Source organism: Chitinophaga varians (assembly GCF_012641275.1).
Taxonomy (GTDB): Bacteria; Bacteroidota; Bacteroidia; order Chitinophagales; family Chitinophagaceae; genus Chitinophaga; species Chitinophaga varians_A.
Genome location: NZ_JABAIA010000001.1, coordinates 57,695 through 77,219 on the forward strand (window position 1 = coordinate 57,695; position 19,525 = coordinate 77,219).

The 19,525-nt window shown below is 50.1% G+C and carries 18 protein-coding genes and 1 riboswitch; of the genes, 8 read left to right on the forward strand and 10 right to left on the reverse strand.

Annotated features, from left to right (window positions below; translation table 11 throughout):
• Positions 1-17 precede the first annotated feature (17 nt).
• Both HGH92_RS00220 and HGH92_RS00225 read right to left on the reverse strand, forming a co-directional pair.
• Positions 18-851, reverse strand: a complete 834-nt coding sequence (locus HGH92_RS00220; RefSeq protein ID WP_168868767.1) for a universal stress protein — start codon at positions 849-851, stop codon at positions 18-20.
• A gap of 11 nt (positions 852-862) precedes the next feature.
• Positions 863-1,258 (reverse strand): hypothetical protein, encoded by a 396-nt coding sequence (locus HGH92_RS00225; RefSeq protein WP_168868768.1) that lies wholly within the window; start codon positions 1,256-1,258, stop codon positions 863-865.
• 154 nt (positions 1,259-1,412) lie between these two features.
• Here HGH92_RS00225 and HGH92_RS00230 point away from each other — a divergent pair, with 154 nt between their 5' ends.
• Positions 1,413-3,011 carry a sensor histidine kinase gene (locus HGH92_RS00230; protein ID WP_247654796.1) on the forward strand — a complete coding sequence of 533 codons (1,599 nt, stop codon included), beginning with the start codon at positions 1,413-1,415 and terminating at the stop codon, positions 3,009-3,011.
• 1 nt (position 3,012) lies between these two features.
• Positions 3,013-4,071 (forward strand): response regulator, encoded by a 1,059-nt coding sequence (locus HGH92_RS00235; protein ID WP_168868769.1) that lies wholly within the window; start codon positions 3,013-3,015, stop codon positions 4,069-4,071.
• On the opposite strand, the gene HGH92_RS00240 is transcribed toward HGH92_RS00235, so the two are convergent.
• Entirely contained in the window at positions 4,068-4,445 is a 378-nt protein-coding gene (locus HGH92_RS00240; protein ID WP_168868770.1) for a hypothetical protein, read from the reverse strand. The genes HGH92_RS00235 and HGH92_RS00240 overlap by 4 nt on opposite strands.
• Positions 4,446-4,604: 159 nt before the next feature.
• Between HGH92_RS00240 and HGH92_RS00245 the strand changes: the two genes are divergently transcribed.
• Positions 4,605-5,408, forward strand: coding sequence for a universal stress protein (locus HGH92_RS00245; protein WP_168868771.1), 804 nt, complete (start codon positions 4,605-4,607; stop codon positions 5,406-5,408).
• Here the strand turns inward: HGH92_RS00245 and HGH92_RS00250 are convergent.
• Entirely contained in the window at positions 5,392-6,075 is a 684-nt protein-coding gene (locus HGH92_RS00250; protein ID WP_168868772.1) for a hypothetical protein, read from the reverse strand. The two genes, HGH92_RS00245 and HGH92_RS00250, sit on opposite strands and share 17 nt — an antisense overlap.
• Positions 6,076-6,167: 92 nt before the next feature.
• Here HGH92_RS00250 and HGH92_RS00255 point away from each other — a divergent pair, with 92 nt between their 5' ends.
• The gene (locus tag HGH92_RS00255; protein WP_168868773.1) at positions 6,168-7,304 is read left to right on the forward strand and encodes a glycoside hydrolase family 172 protein; all 1,137 of its coding nucleotides are present in this window, start codon (positions 6,168-6,170) and stop codon (positions 7,302-7,304) included.
• A gap of 5 nt (positions 7,305-7,309) precedes the next feature.
• Here the strand turns inward: HGH92_RS00255 and HGH92_RS00260 are convergent, their stop codons facing one another.
• Positions 7,310-8,416, reverse strand: a complete 1,107-nt coding sequence (locus HGH92_RS00260; RefSeq protein ID WP_168868774.1) for an ABC transporter permease — start codon at positions 8,414-8,416, stop codon at positions 7,310-7,312.
• Between the two features lie 97 nt (positions 8,417-8,513).
• Between HGH92_RS00260 and HGH92_RS00265 the strand changes: the two genes are divergently transcribed.
• The gene (locus HGH92_RS00265; RefSeq protein WP_168868775.1) at positions 8,514-9,587 is read left to right on the forward strand and encodes an AAA family ATPase; all 1,074 of its coding nucleotides are present in this window, start codon (positions 8,514-8,516) and stop codon (positions 9,585-9,587) included.
• On the opposite strand, the gene HGH92_RS00270 is transcribed toward HGH92_RS00265, so the two are convergent.
• On the reverse strand, positions 9,553-10,287 hold the full coding sequence (locus HGH92_RS00270) for a LuxR C-terminal-related transcriptional regulator (protein ID WP_168868776.1): 735 nt from the start codon (positions 10,285-10,287) through the stop codon (positions 9,553-9,555). The genes HGH92_RS00265 and HGH92_RS00270 overlap by 35 nt on opposite strands.
• Before the next feature lie 595 nt (positions 10,288-10,882).
• Between HGH92_RS00270 and HGH92_RS00275 the strand changes: the two genes are divergently transcribed.
• On the forward strand, positions 10,883-11,446 hold the full coding sequence (locus HGH92_RS00275) for an AAA family ATPase (protein ID WP_168868777.1): 564 nt from the start codon (positions 10,883-10,885) through the stop codon (positions 11,444-11,446).
• Positions 11,447-11,488: 42 nt separating this feature from the next.
• Positions 11,489-11,944 carry an NUDIX domain-containing protein gene (locus HGH92_RS00280; protein WP_168868778.1) on the forward strand — a complete coding sequence of 152 codons (456 nt, stop codon included), beginning with the start codon at positions 11,489-11,491 and terminating at the stop codon, positions 11,942-11,944.
• Between the two features lie 119 nt (positions 11,945-12,063).
• On the opposite strand, the gene HGH92_RS00285 is transcribed toward HGH92_RS00280, so the two are convergent.
• Together HGH92_RS00285 and HGH92_RS00290 are read right to left on the reverse strand one after the other, a co-directional pair.
• Positions 12,064-12,993, reverse strand: coding sequence for a PKD domain-containing protein (locus HGH92_RS00285; RefSeq protein ID WP_168868779.1), 930 nt, complete (start codon positions 12,991-12,993; stop codon positions 12,064-12,066).
• Between the two features lie 38 nt (positions 12,994-13,031).
• Entirely contained in the window at positions 13,032-14,183 is a 1,152-nt protein-coding gene (locus HGH92_RS00290) for a DUF5074 domain-containing protein (RefSeq protein ID WP_168868780.1), read from the reverse strand.
• A gap of 247 nt (positions 14,184-14,430) precedes the next feature.
• A riboswitch (cobalamin riboswitch) is annotated at positions 14,431-14,649 on the reverse strand.
• 217 nt (positions 14,650-14,866) lie between these two features.
• On the opposite strand from HGH92_RS00290, the gene HGH92_RS00295 reads away from it, so the two are divergent.
• On the forward strand, positions 14,867-17,104 hold the full coding sequence (locus HGH92_RS00295; protein ID WP_168868781.1) for an FG-GAP-like repeat-containing protein: 2,238 nt from the start codon (positions 14,867-14,869) through the stop codon (positions 17,102-17,104).
• A 76-nt stretch (positions 17,105-17,180) separates the two neighbouring features.
• Here HGH92_RS00295 and HGH92_RS00300 read toward each other — a convergent pair whose 3' ends face one another.
• Together HGH92_RS00300 and HGH92_RS00305 are read right to left on the reverse strand one after the other, a co-directional pair.
• The gene (locus tag HGH92_RS00300; protein WP_168868782.1) at positions 17,181-18,350 is read right to left on the reverse strand and encodes a PKD domain-containing protein; all 1,170 of its coding nucleotides are present in this window, start codon (positions 18,348-18,350) and stop codon (positions 17,181-17,183) included.
• A gap of 20 nt (positions 18,351-18,370) precedes the next feature.
• Positions 18,371-19,522: a YncE family protein gene (locus tag HGH92_RS00305; RefSeq protein WP_168868783.1), complete on the reverse strand. Its 1,152-nt coding sequence runs from the start codon at positions 19,520-19,522 to the stop codon at positions 18,371-18,373.
• Positions 19,523-19,525: the final 3 nt, after the last annotated feature.

A 19,525-nucleotide genomic window follows, 5' to 3' on the forward strand; every position in this document is an offset into this window, starting at 1 on the left:
GATAACTTTTTATAATGTTAATGGTGGGCGACGAAAACAGGCTGGCTGACCAGCTTCACGACCGGCTTCATGGGATTGGGCACGAACAGGTTGGACAGCTGGTTCCTTCCGAATGCACCCATGACGATCATCACTTTTTCTTTCATAAAAAGATGCTCCAGCAACCTTGCCTGCACATTATCATCTTCCAATACCAGCAGGGAGCTGTCGGGGTAGTGCATATGCAACCATTCTTCCAGTTTTTCCGTGTCTCCCTTTACAGGTTGACCTTTAGGCGTAACACTGAGCACGGTGGCCTTATGCCCGAACAATTGCGGCAGCAGGTAGGTGAATTGTTTGATGGCATACATAGCAGCAGGGCTGCCGTTGTAGGTAAATATAATCTCATCTATTCCGTCGAAATTTTCCGGCGCGATGATCACCGGGCATTCAGACTGTTCCAGGATTTCTTTCACAAATGCGGAAGGCGCCGATTCAGGACGCCAGGAGAAAGAGGTGGACGCGTCCACCACCAGGAGGTCAGCGTATCTGCTTTCCTTCAGTACCGCTTTAACAGGAATACCTGTATGCTGATGAATGGAGCAGTTTACCCCGCTGTTTTCACAGTGACGCTGAAAACGTTTGATGTTTTCATCGCGGTACAGTTCTTTCTGCTGCTCGATGCGGGCGCCCGGTACAGGCGCAATCACACCTTTTTCACGGATATCTTCCACCGAGCGCAGCTCCATGGCCTGGTTTTCCAGGAATACGCCGGTCAGCCGCGAATGGGTAAGGTTACCCAGATAGCAGGCAAAGTCAAGACAACTTTTGCTCATACAAACGGCATCTGTTACAAATAATATCTTTTCCATAAACAAGTGTATTATTCGTTTTCAGGTTCTTCCGGCATGTGGAAAGCAGTAGCTTCCTCCGCATCTCCGGCATTTAATTCTTCCAGTGTAAGATGGCCGGTAGTAGTGGTTTGCAACCAAAGCCCGCCGGCTTTATGAAATATGTGTCCATGCAGGCCGAAGAGGCATCTAAGGTCATGTTCCACCGCCAGTGCAGTGCGGTAATGGCTGATATCCAGCCAGCCGAAGCTGTGTAGTATCCTGATTTTTTCGATCGGGGTATTGGAGGCGAACTTATCTTTCATATCACAGCATTCTCCCGGTAAGGCTGATTTACGGAAAAACTCCAGTTTCAGCCGGGGATACAGTTGGTGAAACCGCTCCTGTATATCGGAAATAATGGCTTCTTCACTAATATAGATCTGCATAACCATAGCTTTAAATGCTGATACAATATTACGCCGCCATCGTTCCTTCTGAAATGAGATCAGTCAGGGGGGAGGATGATAGTGGTCATATACTTTGCCACCACCGCATAAATCCTTAACTTTCCGGCGATTCACCCGGTTATTCATAAGACACATGGCCATGAACCTACATGTCAGCGATTTGGACATCGACTTGCAGCTCAGCATTTTTACCGCCGTTATGGAGCGCACCCCCGGCCTGGTGGCCGTCAGGGAAATAGCCTCCGGACGGTTGAAATACATCAATGATACTGGTATCCGGATGTTGGGCACCGAAGATTTCCCTTCGCTGGAATTGTTAATGGAACAAAACAAACTGGGCACCGGCAAAGCCGTACAAGGCGCCGCCTTTTCCTCCGAAGAACCGCTGTTGCAGGAAATACAGTGGAAAAACATGCAAGGCGAAACCTATACCGGCCTTTATGAAGAAATGGTGCTCAAACACAAAAAAGAACAGTACTGTTTCTTCAGAATCACTGACAGCCAGTCAGACCGCCGCTATAAACTGCAGCTCAGCAAGGAATTACAGCGGTTTGGCGCTTTGTTCAACTACGCCAGCATCGGCATTATTGTGGCCAACCAGGACGGCGATATCACACTGATCAATGACTTCGCCCTCTCCCAGTTCGATTACCGCCGGGAAGAGCTGACAGGGCAGAAAGTAGAAAAACTTATCCCGCGGCGCCTGCACGACAAACATATTGGCCACCGTGACAGATACAACGCCTCCCCGCAAAGCCGGCCGATGGGCATCGGGCTGGACCTTTTCGCCGTCCGCCGCGATGGCTCCGAGTTCCCGGTGGAAATAAGCCTGAGCCACTATTCCAACGAAGAAGGACATTTTGTGATCGCCTATATCAGCAACATCACGGAAAGAAAAAAAGCGGAGGAACGCATCGAAAGACTCAATAATGAGCTGGAAAGCATGGTAGAGGAACGCACCCAGCAACTGGTGAAAGCACTGGCCGACCTGGAAGCGTCCAAGGAAGACCTGACTATAGCGCTCAGCAAGGAAAAGGAACTGGGCGACCTCAAATCGCGCTTTGTGTCTATGGCCTCTCATGAATTCCGAACGCCGCTGAGCACCATCCTCTCGTCTGCTTTCCTGGTAAAACACTATGCTGCGGAAAGCGAACAGCCGGTACGCAACAAACACATTCAGCGCATCGTGAACGCTGTCAGTTTTCTGACAGATACGCTCAACGATTTCCTGTCTGTCGGTAAAATCGAAGAAGGCAAGATGCAGGCACGTTATTCCATGTTCCAGATCAAAGATTATTTCCAGACCATCATACAGGAAATGCAGGGCATCATCAAGGAAAAACAAAACATCCTTTATGAACATACCGGTGAAGAAACCTGCTGGCTGGACACTTCGCTGCTCCGGCATATTGCGATGAACCTGCTCGGCAACGCCATTAAATTCTCCGCTGCCGACAGTACCATAGAACTATTTACCCGCATGGAAGACAACCTGTTCACCCTGATGGTCAAGGATTATGGCATCGGTATGTCGCAGGACGACCAGCAACATCTCTATGAGCGTTTTTACCGGGGCACCAACGTAAGCAACATACAGGGCACCGGCCTTGGACTGCACATCGTACAGAAATACAGTGAGCTGATGAACGGCGCCATCTCCTGTGCCAGCGAGCTGGGCAAAGGCACCGTATTCACTATCACCTTCCCTGCTGATCCTATAAATATTCCTTAATATGAAAACGATTTTGTTGATAGAAGACAATGAAGAATTGAGGGAAAATACCTCAGATATCCTGGCTATTGCCGGTTATCATGTATTGACCGCAGAGAATGGCATGACAGGCTTTGAGAAACTGCTGGAACATAAGCCCGACCTCGTTATCTGTGATATTATGATGCCTGTGCTGGACGGCTTTGGCGTACTGCACCTCATGCAGCAGCATGAAGCCGTTAAAGATACGCCGTTCATCTTCCTTACCGCCAAAACCGAGCGGGCCGATTTCCGCAAAGGCATGGGCATGGGCGCAGACGACTATCTGACCAAACCCTTCAGTGGCACAGAATTGTGGGAAACCGTGGAAAACAGGCTTCGTAAAGCTGCCATCCGTCAAAAAGAATTCCCGCCCAACCTGGAAGGTATGAACCAGCTGATGCTGGAGGCTACCGGAAAAGGCTCGATGGTAGCACTGGCCGAAGGCCGCAACATCGACAAATACCGCAAAAAACAAGTGATCTATACGGAAGGTAACCACCCCACCCGCCTCTTCTATGTACAGAAAGGAAAGGTAAAAACCTGCAAGACCAACGACCAGGGCAAAGAACTGGTACTGGATATCTATACAGAAGGTGATTTCCTCGGTTATAACGCCTTGCTGGAAGGCTCGTTGTATAAAGACACAGCAGTGGCCATGGAAGAAAGTGAGATCGCTGTTATCCCGGCCAGCGATTTTCAGGAATTGTTGAACAACAACCATGAAGTAGCTTCCCAACTTATCAAAATGCTGGCTAAAAATATCAGCGACAAAGAACAGCAGCTGTTGGGACTGGCATATAACTCCCTGCGTAAAAAAGTGGCGGAGGCATTATTGAACCTGCTCAAAAAATATAATCCGCCCAAAGGCACGCCCCTGGTGATCAATATCAGCCGGGAGAATCTGGCCAACATTGCCGGTACCGCCACCGAGTCGCTGATCCGCACGCTGAGCGATTTCCGGGATGAACAACTGATCGAAATTAAAGAAGGGGCCGTGGTGATCCTGAATGAAAAAAAACTGGCCGGCATCCTGGCTTAAACCAACGGGAAAGCCTGCCTCACATAATGGCTGAAGTCAGCATTCAGCATATCAAAATGCTGTTGCACCATGGTATACCGCCTCTCCATCATCAGTTCCGAGATGGTGGCTTCTTTGAGGGCTGCCGGGGTATGCACCAATGCCAGCTTGTCCTGCTGCTCACTGATTTCATGCCGCAGCAGGGCAATCTGCTCGTCCATTTTCAGAAACCGGCTCTGGAAATACTCCAGCCGGCCCAACTCCCTGTGGTCAAAATCTGTCGATAAAATCCGGGCCAGCTTGAGCTTAAAATGAATATTCTCATCTTCCAGGACCTTTAGCAGGTATTTACGTGAATCATGCTGTGTCCGCAGTTCCTCCAACTTGTCCTTCATCGTCCGTTATTTATAGTAATCCGGCACAAATTAGAACAGCGGCATCTCCTGATTTATGACTGGAATCAGCCCCCTCAATGATATCCGTCATTGCCTTCGGCCGACAGGCATACGACCTTTGATACAGGTTATTTTTCAGTGTATTATAAATGATGCCAGATGAAAAAGATACTGCTGGCCATCGATGATGGCCATTTCCCCGAAGGGGCATTCCGGTTTGCCCGTACAATCAACGAAATGGAAGCTATCACTTTATGCGGGGTCTTTTTACCGGAACTCGACTTCTCGGAAGATATCAATTACACGTCGGTGTTCATACCACTGATTGAAAATTATGCAGCCAGCTCCATCCAGCAAAGCCTGCAGACTTTCCAGGACTTGTGCGATCAATATAATATCCATCATATCGAGCATCATGACATGAAGGAGGATGCGTTGAAAGTGCTGCGGAAAGAATCTCTTTTTGCTGACCTGCTGCTGCTCAGCAGTGAAAAATTTTATGCCGATCTGTTATATGGCCCCGGTGGTTTCCTGGGCAGCGCCTTGCACCAGTCGGCATGCCCGCTGATAGCAGTACCTGAAAATGCCGCCTTTCCGGAAAGCGTGATCCTTACCTACGACGGCAGCGCCTCTTCCGTGTTTGCCATTAAGAGTTTTGCAGCGCTGTTCCCAAAATTGTGCGAGCTGAAAACCATGTTACTGTATGGCAATGCCCACGATGCCCCGCTTCCGGATGCATCGGGCATACAGGAACTGGTGCAGCAGCATTTTCCCAATGTGACCACAACAGCCATCAATACCATCCCGGAAAAATATTTCAGCACCTGGCTGAATGATATTCCCAACCCTATCGTGGTGAGTGGCGCCTACGGCCGTTCCCTGTTATCGAGAATATTCCGGCGCAGCTTTGTGGAAGATACGCTGCGCGCACATCAGGTGCCGGTGTTTATCGCGCACCGTTGACAGCATATTTGTTTCCTTTCAGGGCATTGACCATCTTATCAAATGCAGTGGTATGAGTGGCCGGGATAACGGCCGATTGCCTGATCATAAACAGGCGTGTAGTAACAAAACCGGCGAAGGGGCTGCCACCATGGCTTTGAGAGAGTACGACCGCCTGCCCGTCAGCCGGTTTGCCGGTCCAGATGTATACACTGTCTTTCCCGTCCGTATATCGGTCAACGTTAGTGCCCAGTAGTACTGTCAGTTGCTTCACTATAGCTACGTTGCGCGGACTGGCGACGAGGTTCGTTTCCTCCATTTCCACACCTGCTTTACTGGTACGGGCTTCATCATCATACAAAAAAGAAATGCTTTTGCCCCAGCCGTTGGGCGAACGCAACGTGTCATGTGCATCTCCCGTAAACAGCAGGTCTCCATAACGGAAATCACGCACCTTGTCAATCATTTTACTGGGCAGTGATGTAAACGGCTCACGGCTGACCACATGGTCCCTGTAGTTCATATAACTGTTCACATCCATGGTCCAGTAATGCTGATAAAGGTCTGTTTTTATATTACAGGCAGTGGTCATCACCAACAGCAACCACAGCATGCTGTGTAAAGCAATACGGTACATACGGTCGTTCAGTTTCGTCATGTTAACGGCAAGGCGGCAAAGGTATTGCATACCATCCATAAAAAAATCCGGGCAGTGCTTGCATACTAAAACGTTTAACCTTACTTTTAATCAGACTGCTGCAAAATCCTAAATTCCACGACATGAAAAAATTCTTCTTTCTGCTGGCTGCAGCCTGTATACAGCTGTCGGCCTACGCCCAACAACCCTTCAACGGCCTGGACATGAACATGGGCAATCTCTCCCGCCTGTCAGATGCCAAAACACGGTCCATCAGCCCGGAGAACTTCACCGGAGAAGCCGGCAAAGGCGGCATGGCCACCCTGGAGCAGGGCAATGCACGTCATGCTGCCCGGGAACTGGGACAAGGCTGGAAGGTAAATCCCTATATCTTCATAGAGCCCGGCAAAACCGTCACGCTGGCTGAAATCAACGGCCCCGGCGCCATCCAGCACATCTGGATGACACCCACCGGCAACTGGCGCTATTCCATTCTCCGCTTCTATTGGGACGATGAAACCACCCCTTCCGTGGAAGTGCCGGTAGGTGACTTTTTTGGCATGGGATGGGGCGAATACGCCCATCTCAATTCCCTCGCGGTATGCGTCAATCCCGGCAGCGCTTTCAACTGCTACTGGTCTATGCCCTTCCGCAAAAAATGCCGGATCACCATGGAAAATATCAATACTGAAAAAATGACGCTGTATTACCAGATCGACTATACGCTGACCACCGTTCCTGAAGATGCCGGTTATTTCCATGCACAGTTCCGGCGCAGCAATCCGGTAAAAGACGCCAGCTACACCCTGGTAGACGGCATCCGTGGCAAAGGGCAATATGTAGGTACTTATCTTGCCTGGGGTGTGAACAACAACGGCTGGTGGGGCGAAGGGGAAATCAAGTTTTTTATGGACGGCGACGGCAAATATCCCACCATCTGCGGTACCGGCACAGAAGACTATTTCTGCGGCTCCTACAACTTTGACCTCAAAGGGAAATACCAGGAGTTCTCAACGCCCTATGCCGGGCTGCCACAGGTCATCCGTCCGGACGGACTGTATAAATCGCAGCAACGTTTCGGGTTGTACCGCTGGCATATTATGGACCCTGTCCGTTTTGAAAAAGAACTGAAGGTGACCATACAGGACCTTGGCTGGCGCAGCGGCGGCCGTTACCTGCCACAACAATCTGATATCAGCAGCGTGGTGTTCTGGTATCAGCGGGAGCCACATGCGCCGTTCCCAAAATTACCGTCCATGAATGAGCTGGAAGTCAATTAACAGCTTTATTCCCATTTAAACATCTTCACAGACAGCACTGCAACAATAGCGGCCCATACGGTCAGTCCGCCCAGTTGCACCGGCACCTGCCAGATATGTGCGCCTTCAAAGGCGATCTTCCGCAGGCCGTCCACGAAGAAAGTGAGCGGCAGGTATTCACAGAAGGTGCGCAGCCATACGGGATAGTTCTCTACCGGGAAAAAGAGGCCGCACAACAATATCTGCGGCACCGTGATGGTATTGGCCACCGGCGCAATAGAACTTTCGTTGCGGATAACGCCGCTGATCATAAAGCCGATGCCGGTAAAGATCACCAGGCCGAATACAGAGAGCAGCAACATTTCCAGGAAAGTAAGGATACCGTTGACCAGGGTGAAATCGAATGCGAAGTAACCCAGCGCCGTGATGATGATAAAGCAGATGATCTGGAACACCAGGCGGCTCATCATTTCACCGAACAGCAGCGAAGCGCGGCTAACGGGCGTCACAAAAATACGTTTCAGCACCAGCGTATGCCGCAGGTTGAACAACAGGAAAGCAGAGCCGAACACGCCCGCCATCAGCAAAGAAAAGCCCAGCTGGCCGGGAAGGATAAAATCGATCTGCCGGTATACACGGCCGGGAATAGTGACCACGTCCAGCTTTGCAGCCACCGGTTGCCCCTGCAGCACCTGTTGGTTGATACGGCTGGTCACCTCCTGCAACGCCGCCTGTACCAGCGGTCTTTTATCGGCCACCGCACCGGAGCTGAGCAGGGTAAGGCCATATTGCGGCACCGGGGCGGTCATCACCGGCGCAGGTATGCGGATGATGCCGGCTATCCGACCCTTTTTCAGGGCGTTGAGCTGTGCCAGCGAATCTGTTTCTTTTGACAGGCTGAAGATGCTGATATCTTTTACAGCCCGGTATACCGGGCTGCTGGTATCACTGCCGGGAGCGATGGCCACCGGGATTTTCACCGCTGTGTTATCAACCATTGCACCGAACACCGTCACAAAAATGATGGGAAACAATAGGGCGAATACAACCGAAGTAGGGCTACGCAGGGTAGCAATCAGGCTGGCACGGGCCATCACCAGACCGGCCCTGAGCTGACTATATTTTTTTGCCATAGGGAACCAAAGCTACAGTATTCTTTCAAAGATTCATTTTCCCGGAACATATTATATTTGCCCTTCCAATGCGGTCCCCTAATACCCAAGGCTACTCATGAAAAAAGTGATCACCGGCAAAGACATCGTGCGCCAACTCAAAGCAGACCTGATCGGCAAGGACTCCTACCGCGGAGTTACGCTGACCTATACCTGGCTGGCCAATCAGTTTGGCCATTTCTCCCTCGGCTTCATCCCTACTTTTGTGGGTTATCTTATCCTGAAGCGGCATTTCAGCGAACAACGGGCATCCCTGTACGCTGCACTGGCCGTAAGCCTCTTCTGGCTGACGTTCGAAATTTTTAATTTCCTCGGACCGCTGCTGTCCCGCAAATCCAGGAGCACCTACGTCTTTCAGCCGGCATGGGGCAACATCGCTTTCGACACTATCACCGACCTGATATATTTCTGGTGCGGCGCATTAATGGCTTCTATCCTTTGCGCCTATACGACAATGGCGTTCGTTGCCCTGTTGATACTGACTGTACTGGTGCTCTACCCGGCTTACTACTGGTATCTCACCAAAATGTACCTGCAGGCGCCCTCCTATCCTTTCCAGTTCAGGCTGAGCCAGTGGAGCACAGAACATATTCCCGATGAAGACATCGCGCTGGTGCGCCGTTTCCTCGACAACGAAGAGCAGGGCATGCACCTGTTCCTCTTCGGCCCTAAACGCAGCGGTAAAACGAGCCTGAGCGTGGCTATCGCCACGGAGCTGTCCATCCGCCACCAGTCTGCGGTATATACCTCTGCCATGAAGCTGTACTGCATGTTCTTTGAACATGACGATGACAGCGCGGCCAACGTATTATGGACCTGGCGCAAAGCCTCCATTCTTGTTATTGATGATATTAATCCGGGAGACCCTATCAAGGAAGATATTATTACGCCTGAAAGATTCCTCAGCTTTGTTGATACCTTCTCCACCAACGATATTAACCGCACAGTGCTGCGCCAGACCAATGTGATCTGGGTTTTGGGAGATGATGATGCTTCCAGGAAACTGTCGGAGAGATGGCAGGATATGCTGACAGGTATCGGCGTGGAGAAAGAGAAACTGCTGTCTCTCAATCTCCAGTTATATAGCCAGGCGCCTGTTAAGGCAGAATATGATTTGCGTATGCAAAGCTGATCAGATGGGTGAGGCTCTTCACCTCAAAGCGCTTGTACATCGGGATGATCCTTTTTTCAATGGCCGACTGTGACACCCCAAACCGCGCCGCGATCTCTTTAAAGGAAAACCCTTCCGCCACCAGCGACAAGGCTTCTTTTTCCTTTTCTGAAATAGCGTAGTGCCGGAACAGTTGTTTGTTGAGGTCTTCCTCGAAAGTCGATTTTTCCGGGCCATAGGCCGCATAGCGCATTACATTGCCCAGCTGTATGCTTTCATTCTTCTGGGAATGACCGATGATGGCCGTCACCCTTCCTTCTTCCGAAGCAAATACCCCCACTTTGGTGATCAGTGGCACATGGGTGCCGTCTTTATGGATCTTTTTCAGCTCAATGGTAAAACTATATTGTTCGAGGTCCTTTGTTTTGTTATGCAGGAACATCAGCGCCTTATCGTTCAGCTCATTGGAAAAGGGAGCATACTCCGGCGCCGTAATGTTAACGAACGTCATCATGGTCATTTCATCATCCCGGTATCCGAGCAGCGGTTCCCAGCCATCGGCGTATAACATGCGGTTTTCTTTGAACGAATAGATATATACCGCTTCATCCGGAAACCGCCGGATGATCGTCTTAAAATGCCGTGCTTCCGGGCTGTTCAGGTCAGCCGGTACGTCTGTAATAAATGTTTTGGAATAATGCCCCAACTTATCCGGATCCATTCGTTTTTTGTCATAAATGTAAAAATAATATCACAACCTGCGTAATTACGCAGTTGACTGATTATGAACGTACTGGTAATTTTGCGTCCGTAAACCATACGAAATGGATCTGCAGGAAAAACCGCTGAAGAGGCCTTTTGTCCAGCGAATTCACCCGGTTAATGGTCCGGCAAGGAGGCAAGAACCGGAGACCTTGACCAGGAGTGGTTACAGCCCAAAAGTTGAGATAAAGGAATGTGTTAAAAACCGAGGAAAAGTTTGTTAGAAAAAGCCCCATCCTCATTGATGCAATGTCCCCCGGGGATACAGCTACGGCGCATGGACCGGATTATCCAGGTCCATGCCTGTACTGGCCCTGACTGTTGACCCTCAAAAGATATTGATTTTGTGTTAAGATTGTCATGAATTTTTTTGACTGTTGAATTACCCCCCGAATTGTTAATCCTACTCGCTTCAGTAATGAAGCAACCTGGCGAGGCTACTGCCTCGCCATTTTATTTTTCGCCAGCTTATCATGATACCCGCCATGAATAAAAAAAAGATATGAGTATATTTGTTATACCCGATTGTAACACCCAAAGAATATCCAGCAAAAATGAAGATCATTATTTTCGGAGCTTCCGGTGCCGGCACCAGCACCCTGGCCAAAGCTTTTGCCAGAGAAAACGGCTACCTGCATCTCGAAGCGGACAACTATTACTGGCTCAAAACCGAACGGCCATACGAATCCAGGCGCGACCCCGCAGAAAGGAACAAACTGTTCCTCGAAGACCTTAACAGTCATCATAAAGTGGTGGTGGCAGGCTCTATTTTCAAATGGGACCCGGCCATGGCCGGACTGTTTGACCTGGCCGTTTTCCTGTGGCTGCCCCCTGAAATCAGGATGCAGCGGCTTATACTGCGGGAAAAACAACGCTATGGCTCCCTGCTGGACTCCGATCCCTGGCTCAAAAAACACAACGCCGAATTCATTGCCTGGGCGTCCCGGTACGACGAGCCCGGTTTCCCCAGCAGAAGCCTCACCCTCCATAAAGAATGGATCGCGCAACTGAAAATACCGGTACTGGAAATCAGCGGCGACTTCCCACTGGCAGAAAGACTGCAACGGATGCAGGAGAAAATCGCCGGCATCAAATGTCACGAGACTTCCCGACAGTAGGGCTACCATCGACGACTTTCTACTCATGCATACCACCATGATATGAAACAAAGTGCGGGCATCCTGCTCTACCGAAAGCACAAAGGCATCACAAACTACTTCCTGGTACATCCCGGCGGCCCCTTCTTTGCCAAAAAAGACGCCGGATGGTGGAGCATACCCAAAGGAGAAATAGCACCGGGAGAAGCCCCATTGCAAGCAGCTATCCGTGAGTTTGAAGAAGAAACCGGCTACCGGCCGGGAGGAACATTTATCCCACTGCAACCTGTCACCCAGAAAGGAGGCAAACAAGTGCTTTGCTGGGCCACCGAAGGCGACCTGGACCACCAGGCCATCGTGAGCAATTTATTCGAAATAGAATGGCCGCCGCATTCCGGCAAAAAGAAACAGTTCCCGGAAATTGACAAAGCCGGCTGGTTTGACGCCGGTACGGCTAAAAAAATGATCAATCCGCAACAAGCGGCATTCATCGATGAATTATTAAGGTCCCAGGGCTGAAGCCCTGGGCTACGTTTAGATCAAAGCGGTGATTTTACCGCTGCGATAAAAGCGAAGGTTTTATCGTTGTGATAAAAGCGAAGGTTTTACCGTTTATGACAAAAGCGGAGGTTTGTTTTTTACAGATGAAGGTCGCGCGCTCCTCTCACTTCGGTGGAGATCTCCCCTAACATGGCGCCTGCATTGCAGTTCTGGCCCGTATACACTTTCACAAAATCAATGGCATTGAGCGTTACCGGTTGACCACTCGCATTGACTGCATTGGCAATATCCACAGTGTTGTATCCCAAAGTGGGATACTCACTGGAATAGCTGTCGGTGTATCCCCATGCAAAAGCAAGATTGGTGAGTATTCCTCCCGATACCAGCGTATTCACCAGTCTGGTGCCCGTAAAGGTAACAGAGTCCTGGTTGGGCGCCATGGCCGGATAGTAGTTGTTGGCCGTATGAAAGGCATTGGCCTGTACATATCCGCTGTTGCCCAGGTTATCGGTCCAGTTTACATTTGTTCCGGCAGCATGTGGATTGTAATAGGTGATCCGGTAATTTTTGACAGTACCGGACGCAGTGTATTCGCTGCCGGCCAGTTCATACCAGGGATCATCAGGAATACCGTTGGCATTAACGTCCTGGCTTACCATCACAATCCCCGGCTCAGACCATTGATAGGCAGGGCCGGACGGATTGCCATATATGCCGAGGTCTGCCCCGGTCCCGTTCACTACGGAATGATCAAACCCAAAAACAATGTAACCACCATAGCCGCCCAGCGATACCATGTTAGTGGTGCTACCCACCAATGCCTGCGCAGCAGCGGCAGAACCCAGGCCAGACTCATTGATGTACTGACCCGGCGCCGGCATGTACGTATATACGGTACTGATAAGCGGGCTACTGGTCAGCGTGGCCTGCCTGACAGCCACATTGCTGACAATCCCGGCACGTGCTGTTTCAGGGCTGTTCAGCGTACCCGTTAAAGCCTCTTTACGGCAGGAAGACGAGAAAAAAAGGGTGGCCAGTGCGATAGCTGGCAAATAGGAAATCTTCATATTATTTATTTAAGGTTGGAGGGAAAGAAGGAACATGATCAATAAAATACTGGCAGGGCCGGGAAATAATAACCGGTATACCGCACTGTTTCTTTCAACGCGGCGGTATTGGCGTCATACATCAGCCAACGGTTATCGTTGCTGGCGCCGAACTGGTCTGTGAGCGTGATCACCAGCAGTTCATTGCGCGTGGCGTTATAGCGTACGGCAGAACCGTAGAAATATTGACCGGAAGGCACTGTCAGGAAAGGCGCTGACAGCGACGCGGGATTACCCGGAACATAACGGTACAACTGCGTACCACCATATTCGATGTTGCCGCCAATACCGGCAGTGGACTGACGGGCGGCAATAAACACGGATGATCCGTCAGATGTCAGGGAACCGGAGCGCCAGGACAGATAAGCCCAAGGGTTAGTAGTGGCAAAAGGCAGTTTCACACGGGACACCGCCAACGAAGCCGGGTTAATGGCCACCAGTGAATCTTTACCGGCTACCCAGACAGTGCCGTCATTGGTACGGGCAAAGCCTGCGTCGCCGATACCAAATTTTTTCGCGATGCTGTAGTCGGATACGTTCAGTGCCACTACCCCATCGTCTTTGGTCATCACAAACACATAGTTGCCAGCCAGCAGCATATCGCCCGCAGGGCCGCTAATGCCTGCTACTTTGGCGCCCAGCGATGGCCCGGAGAGGCTGATGCGATAAACACCGTCCACCGCGCTCAGCAGCCCTCTGCTGGCATCTACGCCTACGAAGGCATAACCTTCACTTTGAGGCAGATTGGCAATCCTGCCGGTTTCCACCAGGGAATTGGCATCAGTGGCCACCAGCGGGCCTCCCACTTTTGCGACCATATACACCTTGCCATTGTAGATAGTGGCAAACTGCAGTGTGGAGGTAGTTGGGCCCAGGTTTTTACCGGGGTTCTCCGCTTTGTAGATGTCTTTCGCTACTTTGTTGCTGTCATAGCTATAGTACCACAGATCACCATTGTTGACACCGTACTGTCCTTCATGTACCATCAGGAAGCCGTTTTGATATTTGCCGAGGAGGGTTGCACCGGCATGTACCGCATTGGCGTTTTCTTTGGTTATCAGTCCTAACCCGGAATCGGTGTTTTCTTTTTTACAGGCGGCGAACAGGATTAACAGCGAGGCCGCCAGGGCCAAACACTTGATTGATTTCATAGTTTACAAATTGTGGTTATGCTAAATAAAAAATGAGCATCATAGGACATCCGGTCGTTCATAGGAGGCAAGGGTTATCCATTTTGTTTTTCACTCAAAAACAATTTGCTACAATAGCTGCTTTTCACAGCCTGAAAAAACAGTACAGGTTTTCTTTCCCGTACCCGCACGCAGGTGAAACAAAAAAACAAATACGCGAATATAAAGCCGGCAGGCCTACATTCTACAGCCTTTCACCCGAAAGCGACGAATGGTGATCACAGCTGGCAGGTCTTCTGGCTCTCCTGCTTTTCCGGAAACCTTCCCATCCGCAATCGCAGACAGTGGTATGGAGCAAACTCCGGAAAAACATTGCCGGTTATAAGCCGGCAGGCAGGATTACAGCTACGGGGATAGCTCCGGTTTTACACCGGATTCCCTTTTAATGTTCTGCATGAACAGAACAACCAGTTGCCTTACAAACGTACGTTAACTTCCGCTTATATCCAATAAAATAAAGCGCAAAAAATAAAGTGGCTGAAAACCACGCTGGAGCCCCAGCCCGTGGCAGGTTCCCGGATTCCCGTCTTTATCCGCCACTGAATTAGTCAAGCCTTAAAAAACCTACAATATTTTAGGGAATAACTATATTTTGGCAAGCATATCTTAACCGAATTAATTGTTGTTCTTCAAACCCTTATTTTATGAAAAAACTATTTGAAAAAACCTGTCCCGCCATCTGGTTGCTGATGGCCTTCCTCCTCTTTTCCTGCACTAAACCCGAAAAAAAACTATCCCCCCTCGATGCAGGCGAAAAAACAATGGGGGCTTTACTGTTACAGGGTACGCCCATCAACAACCTGTTATTTGAAAGCAAAATCATGCAGGAGAGACAGGGTAACTTTACCGGGTACAATTTTCTTACTGGTGATGTGACGGGCGACGGGCGGGCCGATCTCATCGCTGTTACGCCACAATTTGGCCGTGCTGTCGTATGGGAAAATAAAGGTTATGTTTTCGGTGCTCCTGTAGCCTGGATGGAGAACCAGGGCAATTATAGCGGATATAATTTTATGGTGTCTGATATGTCTGGTGACGGAAAAGCCGATCTGATAGCTGTTGAGCCACAGCTTGGGAAAGCGGTGATCTGGAGAAGCAGTGGCAGTGGTTTTCCATTGATGGCTCCCCTAATGCAGAACCAGGGCAATCTTAGCAGCTATACATTCCTGACGGCCGATATGACCGGTGATGGAAAAGCCGATCTGCTGGCCGTTACGCCGGCCACCGGCCGCACCATTATCTGGCCCAGTACAGGTAACGGGATGGGAGCCGCCGCGGTATGGACAGACAACCAGGGTAACTATACCGGTTATACGTTTTTGGCGGCTGATATGACCGGAGACGGAAAGAGCGATCTGGTAGCAGTCATACCCCAACCTGGCCGGGCAGTAATATGGAACAGCACCGGCAGCAGTTTGGGGACGGCCGCTTCGTGGATGGAGAACCAGGGCAACTACACCGGCTATAATTTTATGGCGGCCGATATGACCGGCGATGGCCGGAGCGACCTGGTGGCCGTTACACCACAATATGGTCGCGCCGTAATGTGGAACAGCACTGGCAGTAGCTTCGGAGTTGCCGCCGCCATGATGGAAGGGCAGGGTGATTACTCCGGCCACACCTTTTGCCTGGGAGAGTTCAACGGCACTGATTTCTCCGGTGATAGACGATATGACCTGCTGGCTGTAAAAGATACCACCGGCCAGGCCACCTTATGGTCCTACAACCATGCGGTATGGAAAGTCGATTCTACTGCCATTAAACCCGCGGAGTTGCAGCATCTCGGTGGTAATGCGTGGAACAATGATGACATCCAGCAACCTTACCTCGTATACATGCCGGAGCAAAATAAACTATTAATGCAACTGCTCTCCTTCCCTGCTGTGCCCAACGGTGTTAACAGCAGTCAGCGGGTGCTGGTGTCCAGTACAGACCAGGGTGCAAGCTGGAGCGGCAGGTCACAGTTCCCGATAGGCAAGCCGATAGGTTTGACCTATGCTGGTAATGGGGTATTATATTCTTTTGAAGAAGATTTTAACCACCTGTTCTATAAAAGCACTAATTACGGTGTCTCCTGGGCCTCCACCGGTACTCCTCCGACATCAACCACGTCCATCTATGCCTGGAACCCGGTATTGGTAACCAACAGTGGCGGCACGCAGCAAATAACCGAAACCGGATATAGTCAGAACAATCTCCCTTTTGGGCAGAATGTTAATTATTTTTCACAGCCCTTTATCCGGTCTTCCACCGACCAGGGTGCTACCTGGAGCATACCCAGGGCTGTCACTAACTGGAAAGGCTATAATGAAGTCAGCCTCGTGGTTGCCGGCAATGGCGACTGGGTAGCTGCGTTAAGGAAAGATACGGACCCGTCACAGTTTAATTATAACGATCACCAGGTAAACTACGATAACTATAGTGGGTTGGCTGTTTCAATTTCAAAAGACCAGGGGGCTACCTGGTCCAATCCTCAGGTACTGTTTTCGTATGGCAGGCACCATGCCTCAGTCATATTGTTGAACGATCAGCACACTTTACTGATGACGTATGCGGTCCGCGTTGGTGGCGCACGGTGCGGAACAGATGATAATTTCTGTAACTCGCCTGATGGTTATCCTTATTATGGCATCGAAGCTGTCGTAAGTACAGACAATGGAGCAACCTGGAATATTGATAAAAGATATGTTATTTCAAGATGGAAAGGCAATCTCCCTTTAACCAACCCCAACTATTTCTTCCGTTCCTGTCAGTCTACGTCCACCGTACAGCTGCCAGACGGTTCGCTGCTTACCGCTTACGGCACCGGGCGGTACCGGACAACCTCTGCTAACGGAGGCTGGTTCATGGATACCGACGTAGTGAAATGGAAACTATGGTAGTAATTCAACCATATTCTAAACAGAAGGGCGTCTCAAAAATATTTGAGACGCCCTTTTTATGTATCGGAAAAGTCGATTACAAATTAAGGTCCGTCACACCGGTGACCTCAGTGGAAATTTCACCGAGCCAGCCACCTTCTGCACGCACACCGGTATACACCCGGATAAAGTCCACGCCCGGCAGCCGAACAGTATTGCCATTCTTGTCCACCGCCCAGCTGATTTTGATCCGTGCGTCCGGATTACTGTTGGCCCAGTTGTCTGCATAACCGAAAGGGAACGCCATGCTTACATAGAAGCTGCCTTTTCCGGACTGGTCTTTCACACCTTCATCAGTAAGGCGTGTGCCCGTAAACGTTATACTGTCACCTTTCCACTGCGGGTAATAAGGCTGCGCGTGGAACTGGTTACGGGAGAGATAACCGGATTTGCCCTGGTTGTCTTTCCAGCGGATATAAGTGGTATCAGTGAGATAAGCGTAGTCCTTATTAGGGGTCTTCGTTTTATTCTCATCCGGTTTGAAATAAGTGATGCTATAGTTGTGGATGGTTTTAGGGCTCTTGTATTCAGAACCGGCGATTTCATACCAGGGATCATCCGGCAAACCGTTGCCATTGGCATCATAAGCCACTTCGATGATACCCGCTTCAGACCAGTTGGCAAAAGCATTGCCCAGCACGGTAAAACTGAAAGAGTCCGGAACATTCACAATAGTATGGTCAAATCCCATTACCACATAACCGCCGAAGCCACCAAGGTGGATCATGGTACCGTTCTTCAGCGACTCTTCTGCCTTAGCCGTCATCTTCGCCTGGTCGTCACCGGCCTCCCATTTCGGCAGGTCATGCACAAACTGGCCGGGCGCCGGGAAGTAGTCGAACACACGGGCAACTCCATTCACATACTTGCCGGCAGTCACCTTAACGGGAACGTTTACACTTTGTTCACCAACGCTGTTTTTGGCAACGAAAGTGAGGGTGTAATCGCCTTCTTTGGGGAAGGCATACACCAGCTCTTTTGTGGTAGCGATCGTGTCATTGCCCAGTTTCCACAGGAAGGAAGTGGAGGCGCTTTCATTCTTTACGGTGGCGGATACACGCACCAGTTTCATGTTGGCGGTCGTTACGCCGCCCGGCGGAACGTTGACAGACACGTCCGGCTTCGTGGAAGGCGTATCGTCAGATTTGGAACAGCTTCCGGCCAGGAGTACCGCCAGTAGGGTGACAGGTAAAAGTTTGTATTTCATAATGGTTGAGTTTTATAGTTTTATAGTTTTTTAGGAAGGAAGACAAAGTGTGCAGGGATATCACCGGTAATCACTGACCATCGCTTTTTACCTGTTTTATCGAAACAATACAATGTGCCGGGAGACACATAATCACGGGCATCAGTTACATAAATATCCCGGGTTTCAGGATCTACCATGATGCCATAAGGCATTTTGATGTTCTTCTCTGTGCCGTCAGTAATAAAATTGCCCGGCAGCAATGTTTCCGTTTTCACATTCACCATGGCATAGTTGATTTTCCAGGAAGCGGTATTATAGCTGTACTCGGAGCCATACAGGTAAGCGGTATCCCCCGCGATGCAAAGATTGCTGGCCGCAATGGCGATACGCTTTTTTACCTCGTCGGTTTTGGTGTCCACCACATACAGCGCAGAGGGCCGGTTATAGTAGTCTCCTCTGCTGGTCACATACAAATCACCATCGCTGTCAGCTTTCAGCCGGTGCAGGTTAATATCCACATGGATTTTTTTAATCTCTTTAAATGTGGCCAGATCTATCACGGATATGGTGCTGTCATAGTCCGGCGGACGGTAGCCACCGGAATTGGCCACATACAGCTTGTTGCCTATCACGGCCATTTCCTCAGGCTGGTAGCCGACTTCCACCTTGCGGGTAATTTCCAGGGTGGCGGTATCCACTTCGGCCACAATACCCAGCGGCGAACGCGGGTCTATTACTACGGGGCCTGCATATGAACTGATATAGGCTTTCCCGTTAGCAAACGCCATGTAACGGCAGTTAAGCAGGTCTACCTGCTTTATACGCTTTGCAGTAGCAGCTTCCAGCACCTCTACCTTGTTGGACACGTTGATGACAGCGTACAACTTACTGCCGTATATTTTGATATCGTTGCCTACATCGCCCAGTTCTTTCACCACGTTAGGGTTCACAGTGGCGTAGATGTTTTTATTGTACGTTCCCGTCGTGAAGTCGTAGAAATCGAGGGTACATTTGTTGCTGCCCATGTTTCCTTCGTTGAGAAGATAAAACCCTTTGTAGGTGGCGTGCGTTACCGGTGTGTCCACAGGTGTTACTACCGGAGGCACGATATAGTCGCCGTTACGGCAACCGGCCATGGCCAGCATGGTCATTACTACAACTATTCTGATAAAACGTAGTTGTTTAATCATCTT

Bases quoted from the DNA above. Each gene is read 5' to 3' on its own strand.
- HGH92_RS00220 (WP_168868767.1), bottom strand. From the start codon at position 851: ATGGAAAAGATATTATTTGTAACAGATGCCGTTTGTATGAGCAAAAGT.
- HGH92_RS00225 (WP_168868768.1), bottom strand. From the start codon at position 1,258: ATGCAGATCTATATTAGTGAAGAAGCCATTATTTCCGATATACAGGAG.
- HGH92_RS00230 (WP_247654796.1), top strand. From the start codon at position 1,413: ATGGCCATGAACCTACATGTCAGCGATTTGGACATCGACTTGCAGCTC.
- HGH92_RS00235 (WP_168868769.1), top strand. From the start codon at position 3,013: ATGAAAACGATTTTGTTGATAGAAGACAATGAAGAATTGAGGGAAAAT.
- HGH92_RS00240 (WP_168868770.1), bottom strand. From the start codon at position 4,445: ATGAAGGACAAGTTGGAGGAACTGCGGACACAGCATGATTCACGTAAA.
- HGH92_RS00245 (WP_168868771.1), top strand. From the start codon at position 4,605: ATGAAAAAGATACTGCTGGCCATCGATGATGGCCATTTCCCCGAAGGG.
- HGH92_RS00250 (WP_168868772.1), bottom strand. From the start codon at position 6,075: ATGCAATACCTTTGCCGCCTTGCCGTTAACATGACGAAACTGAACGAC.
- HGH92_RS00255 (WP_168868773.1), top strand. From the start codon at position 6,168: ATGAAAAAATTCTTCTTTCTGCTGGCTGCAGCCTGTATACAGCTGTCG.
- HGH92_RS00260 (WP_168868774.1), bottom strand. From the start codon at position 8,416: ATGGCAAAAAAATATAGTCAGCTCAGGGCCGGTCTGGTGATGGCCCGT.
- HGH92_RS00265 (WP_168868775.1), top strand. From the start codon at position 8,514: ATGAAAAAAGTGATCACCGGCAAAGACATCGTGCGCCAACTCAAAGCA.
- HGH92_RS00270 (WP_168868776.1), bottom strand. From the start codon at position 10,287: ATGGATCCGGATAAGTTGGGGCATTATTCCAAAACATTTATTACAGAC.
- HGH92_RS00275 (WP_168868777.1), top strand. From the start codon at position 10,883: ATGAAGATCATTATTTTCGGAGCTTCCGGTGCCGGCACCAGCACCCTG.
- HGH92_RS00280 (WP_168868778.1), top strand. From the start codon at position 11,489: ATGAAACAAAGTGCGGGCATCCTGCTCTACCGAAAGCACAAAGGCATC.
- HGH92_RS00285 (WP_168868779.1), bottom strand. From the start codon at position 12,993: ATGAAGATTTCCTATTTGCCAGCTATCGCACTGGCCACCCTTTTTTTC.
- HGH92_RS00290 (WP_168868780.1), bottom strand. From the start codon at position 14,183: ATGAAATCAATCAAGTGTTTGGCCCTGGCGGCCTCGCTGTTAATCCTG.
- HGH92_RS00295 (WP_168868781.1), top strand. From the start codon at position 14,867: ATGAAAAAACTATTTGAAAAAACCTGTCCCGCCATCTGGTTGCTGATG.
- HGH92_RS00300 (WP_168868782.1), bottom strand. From the start codon at position 18,350: ATGAAATACAAACTTTTACCTGTCACCCTACTGGCGGTACTCCTGGCC.
- HGH92_RS00305 (WP_168868783.1), bottom strand. From the start codon at position 19,522: ATGATTAAACAACTACGTTTTATCAGAATAGTTGTAGTAATGACCATG.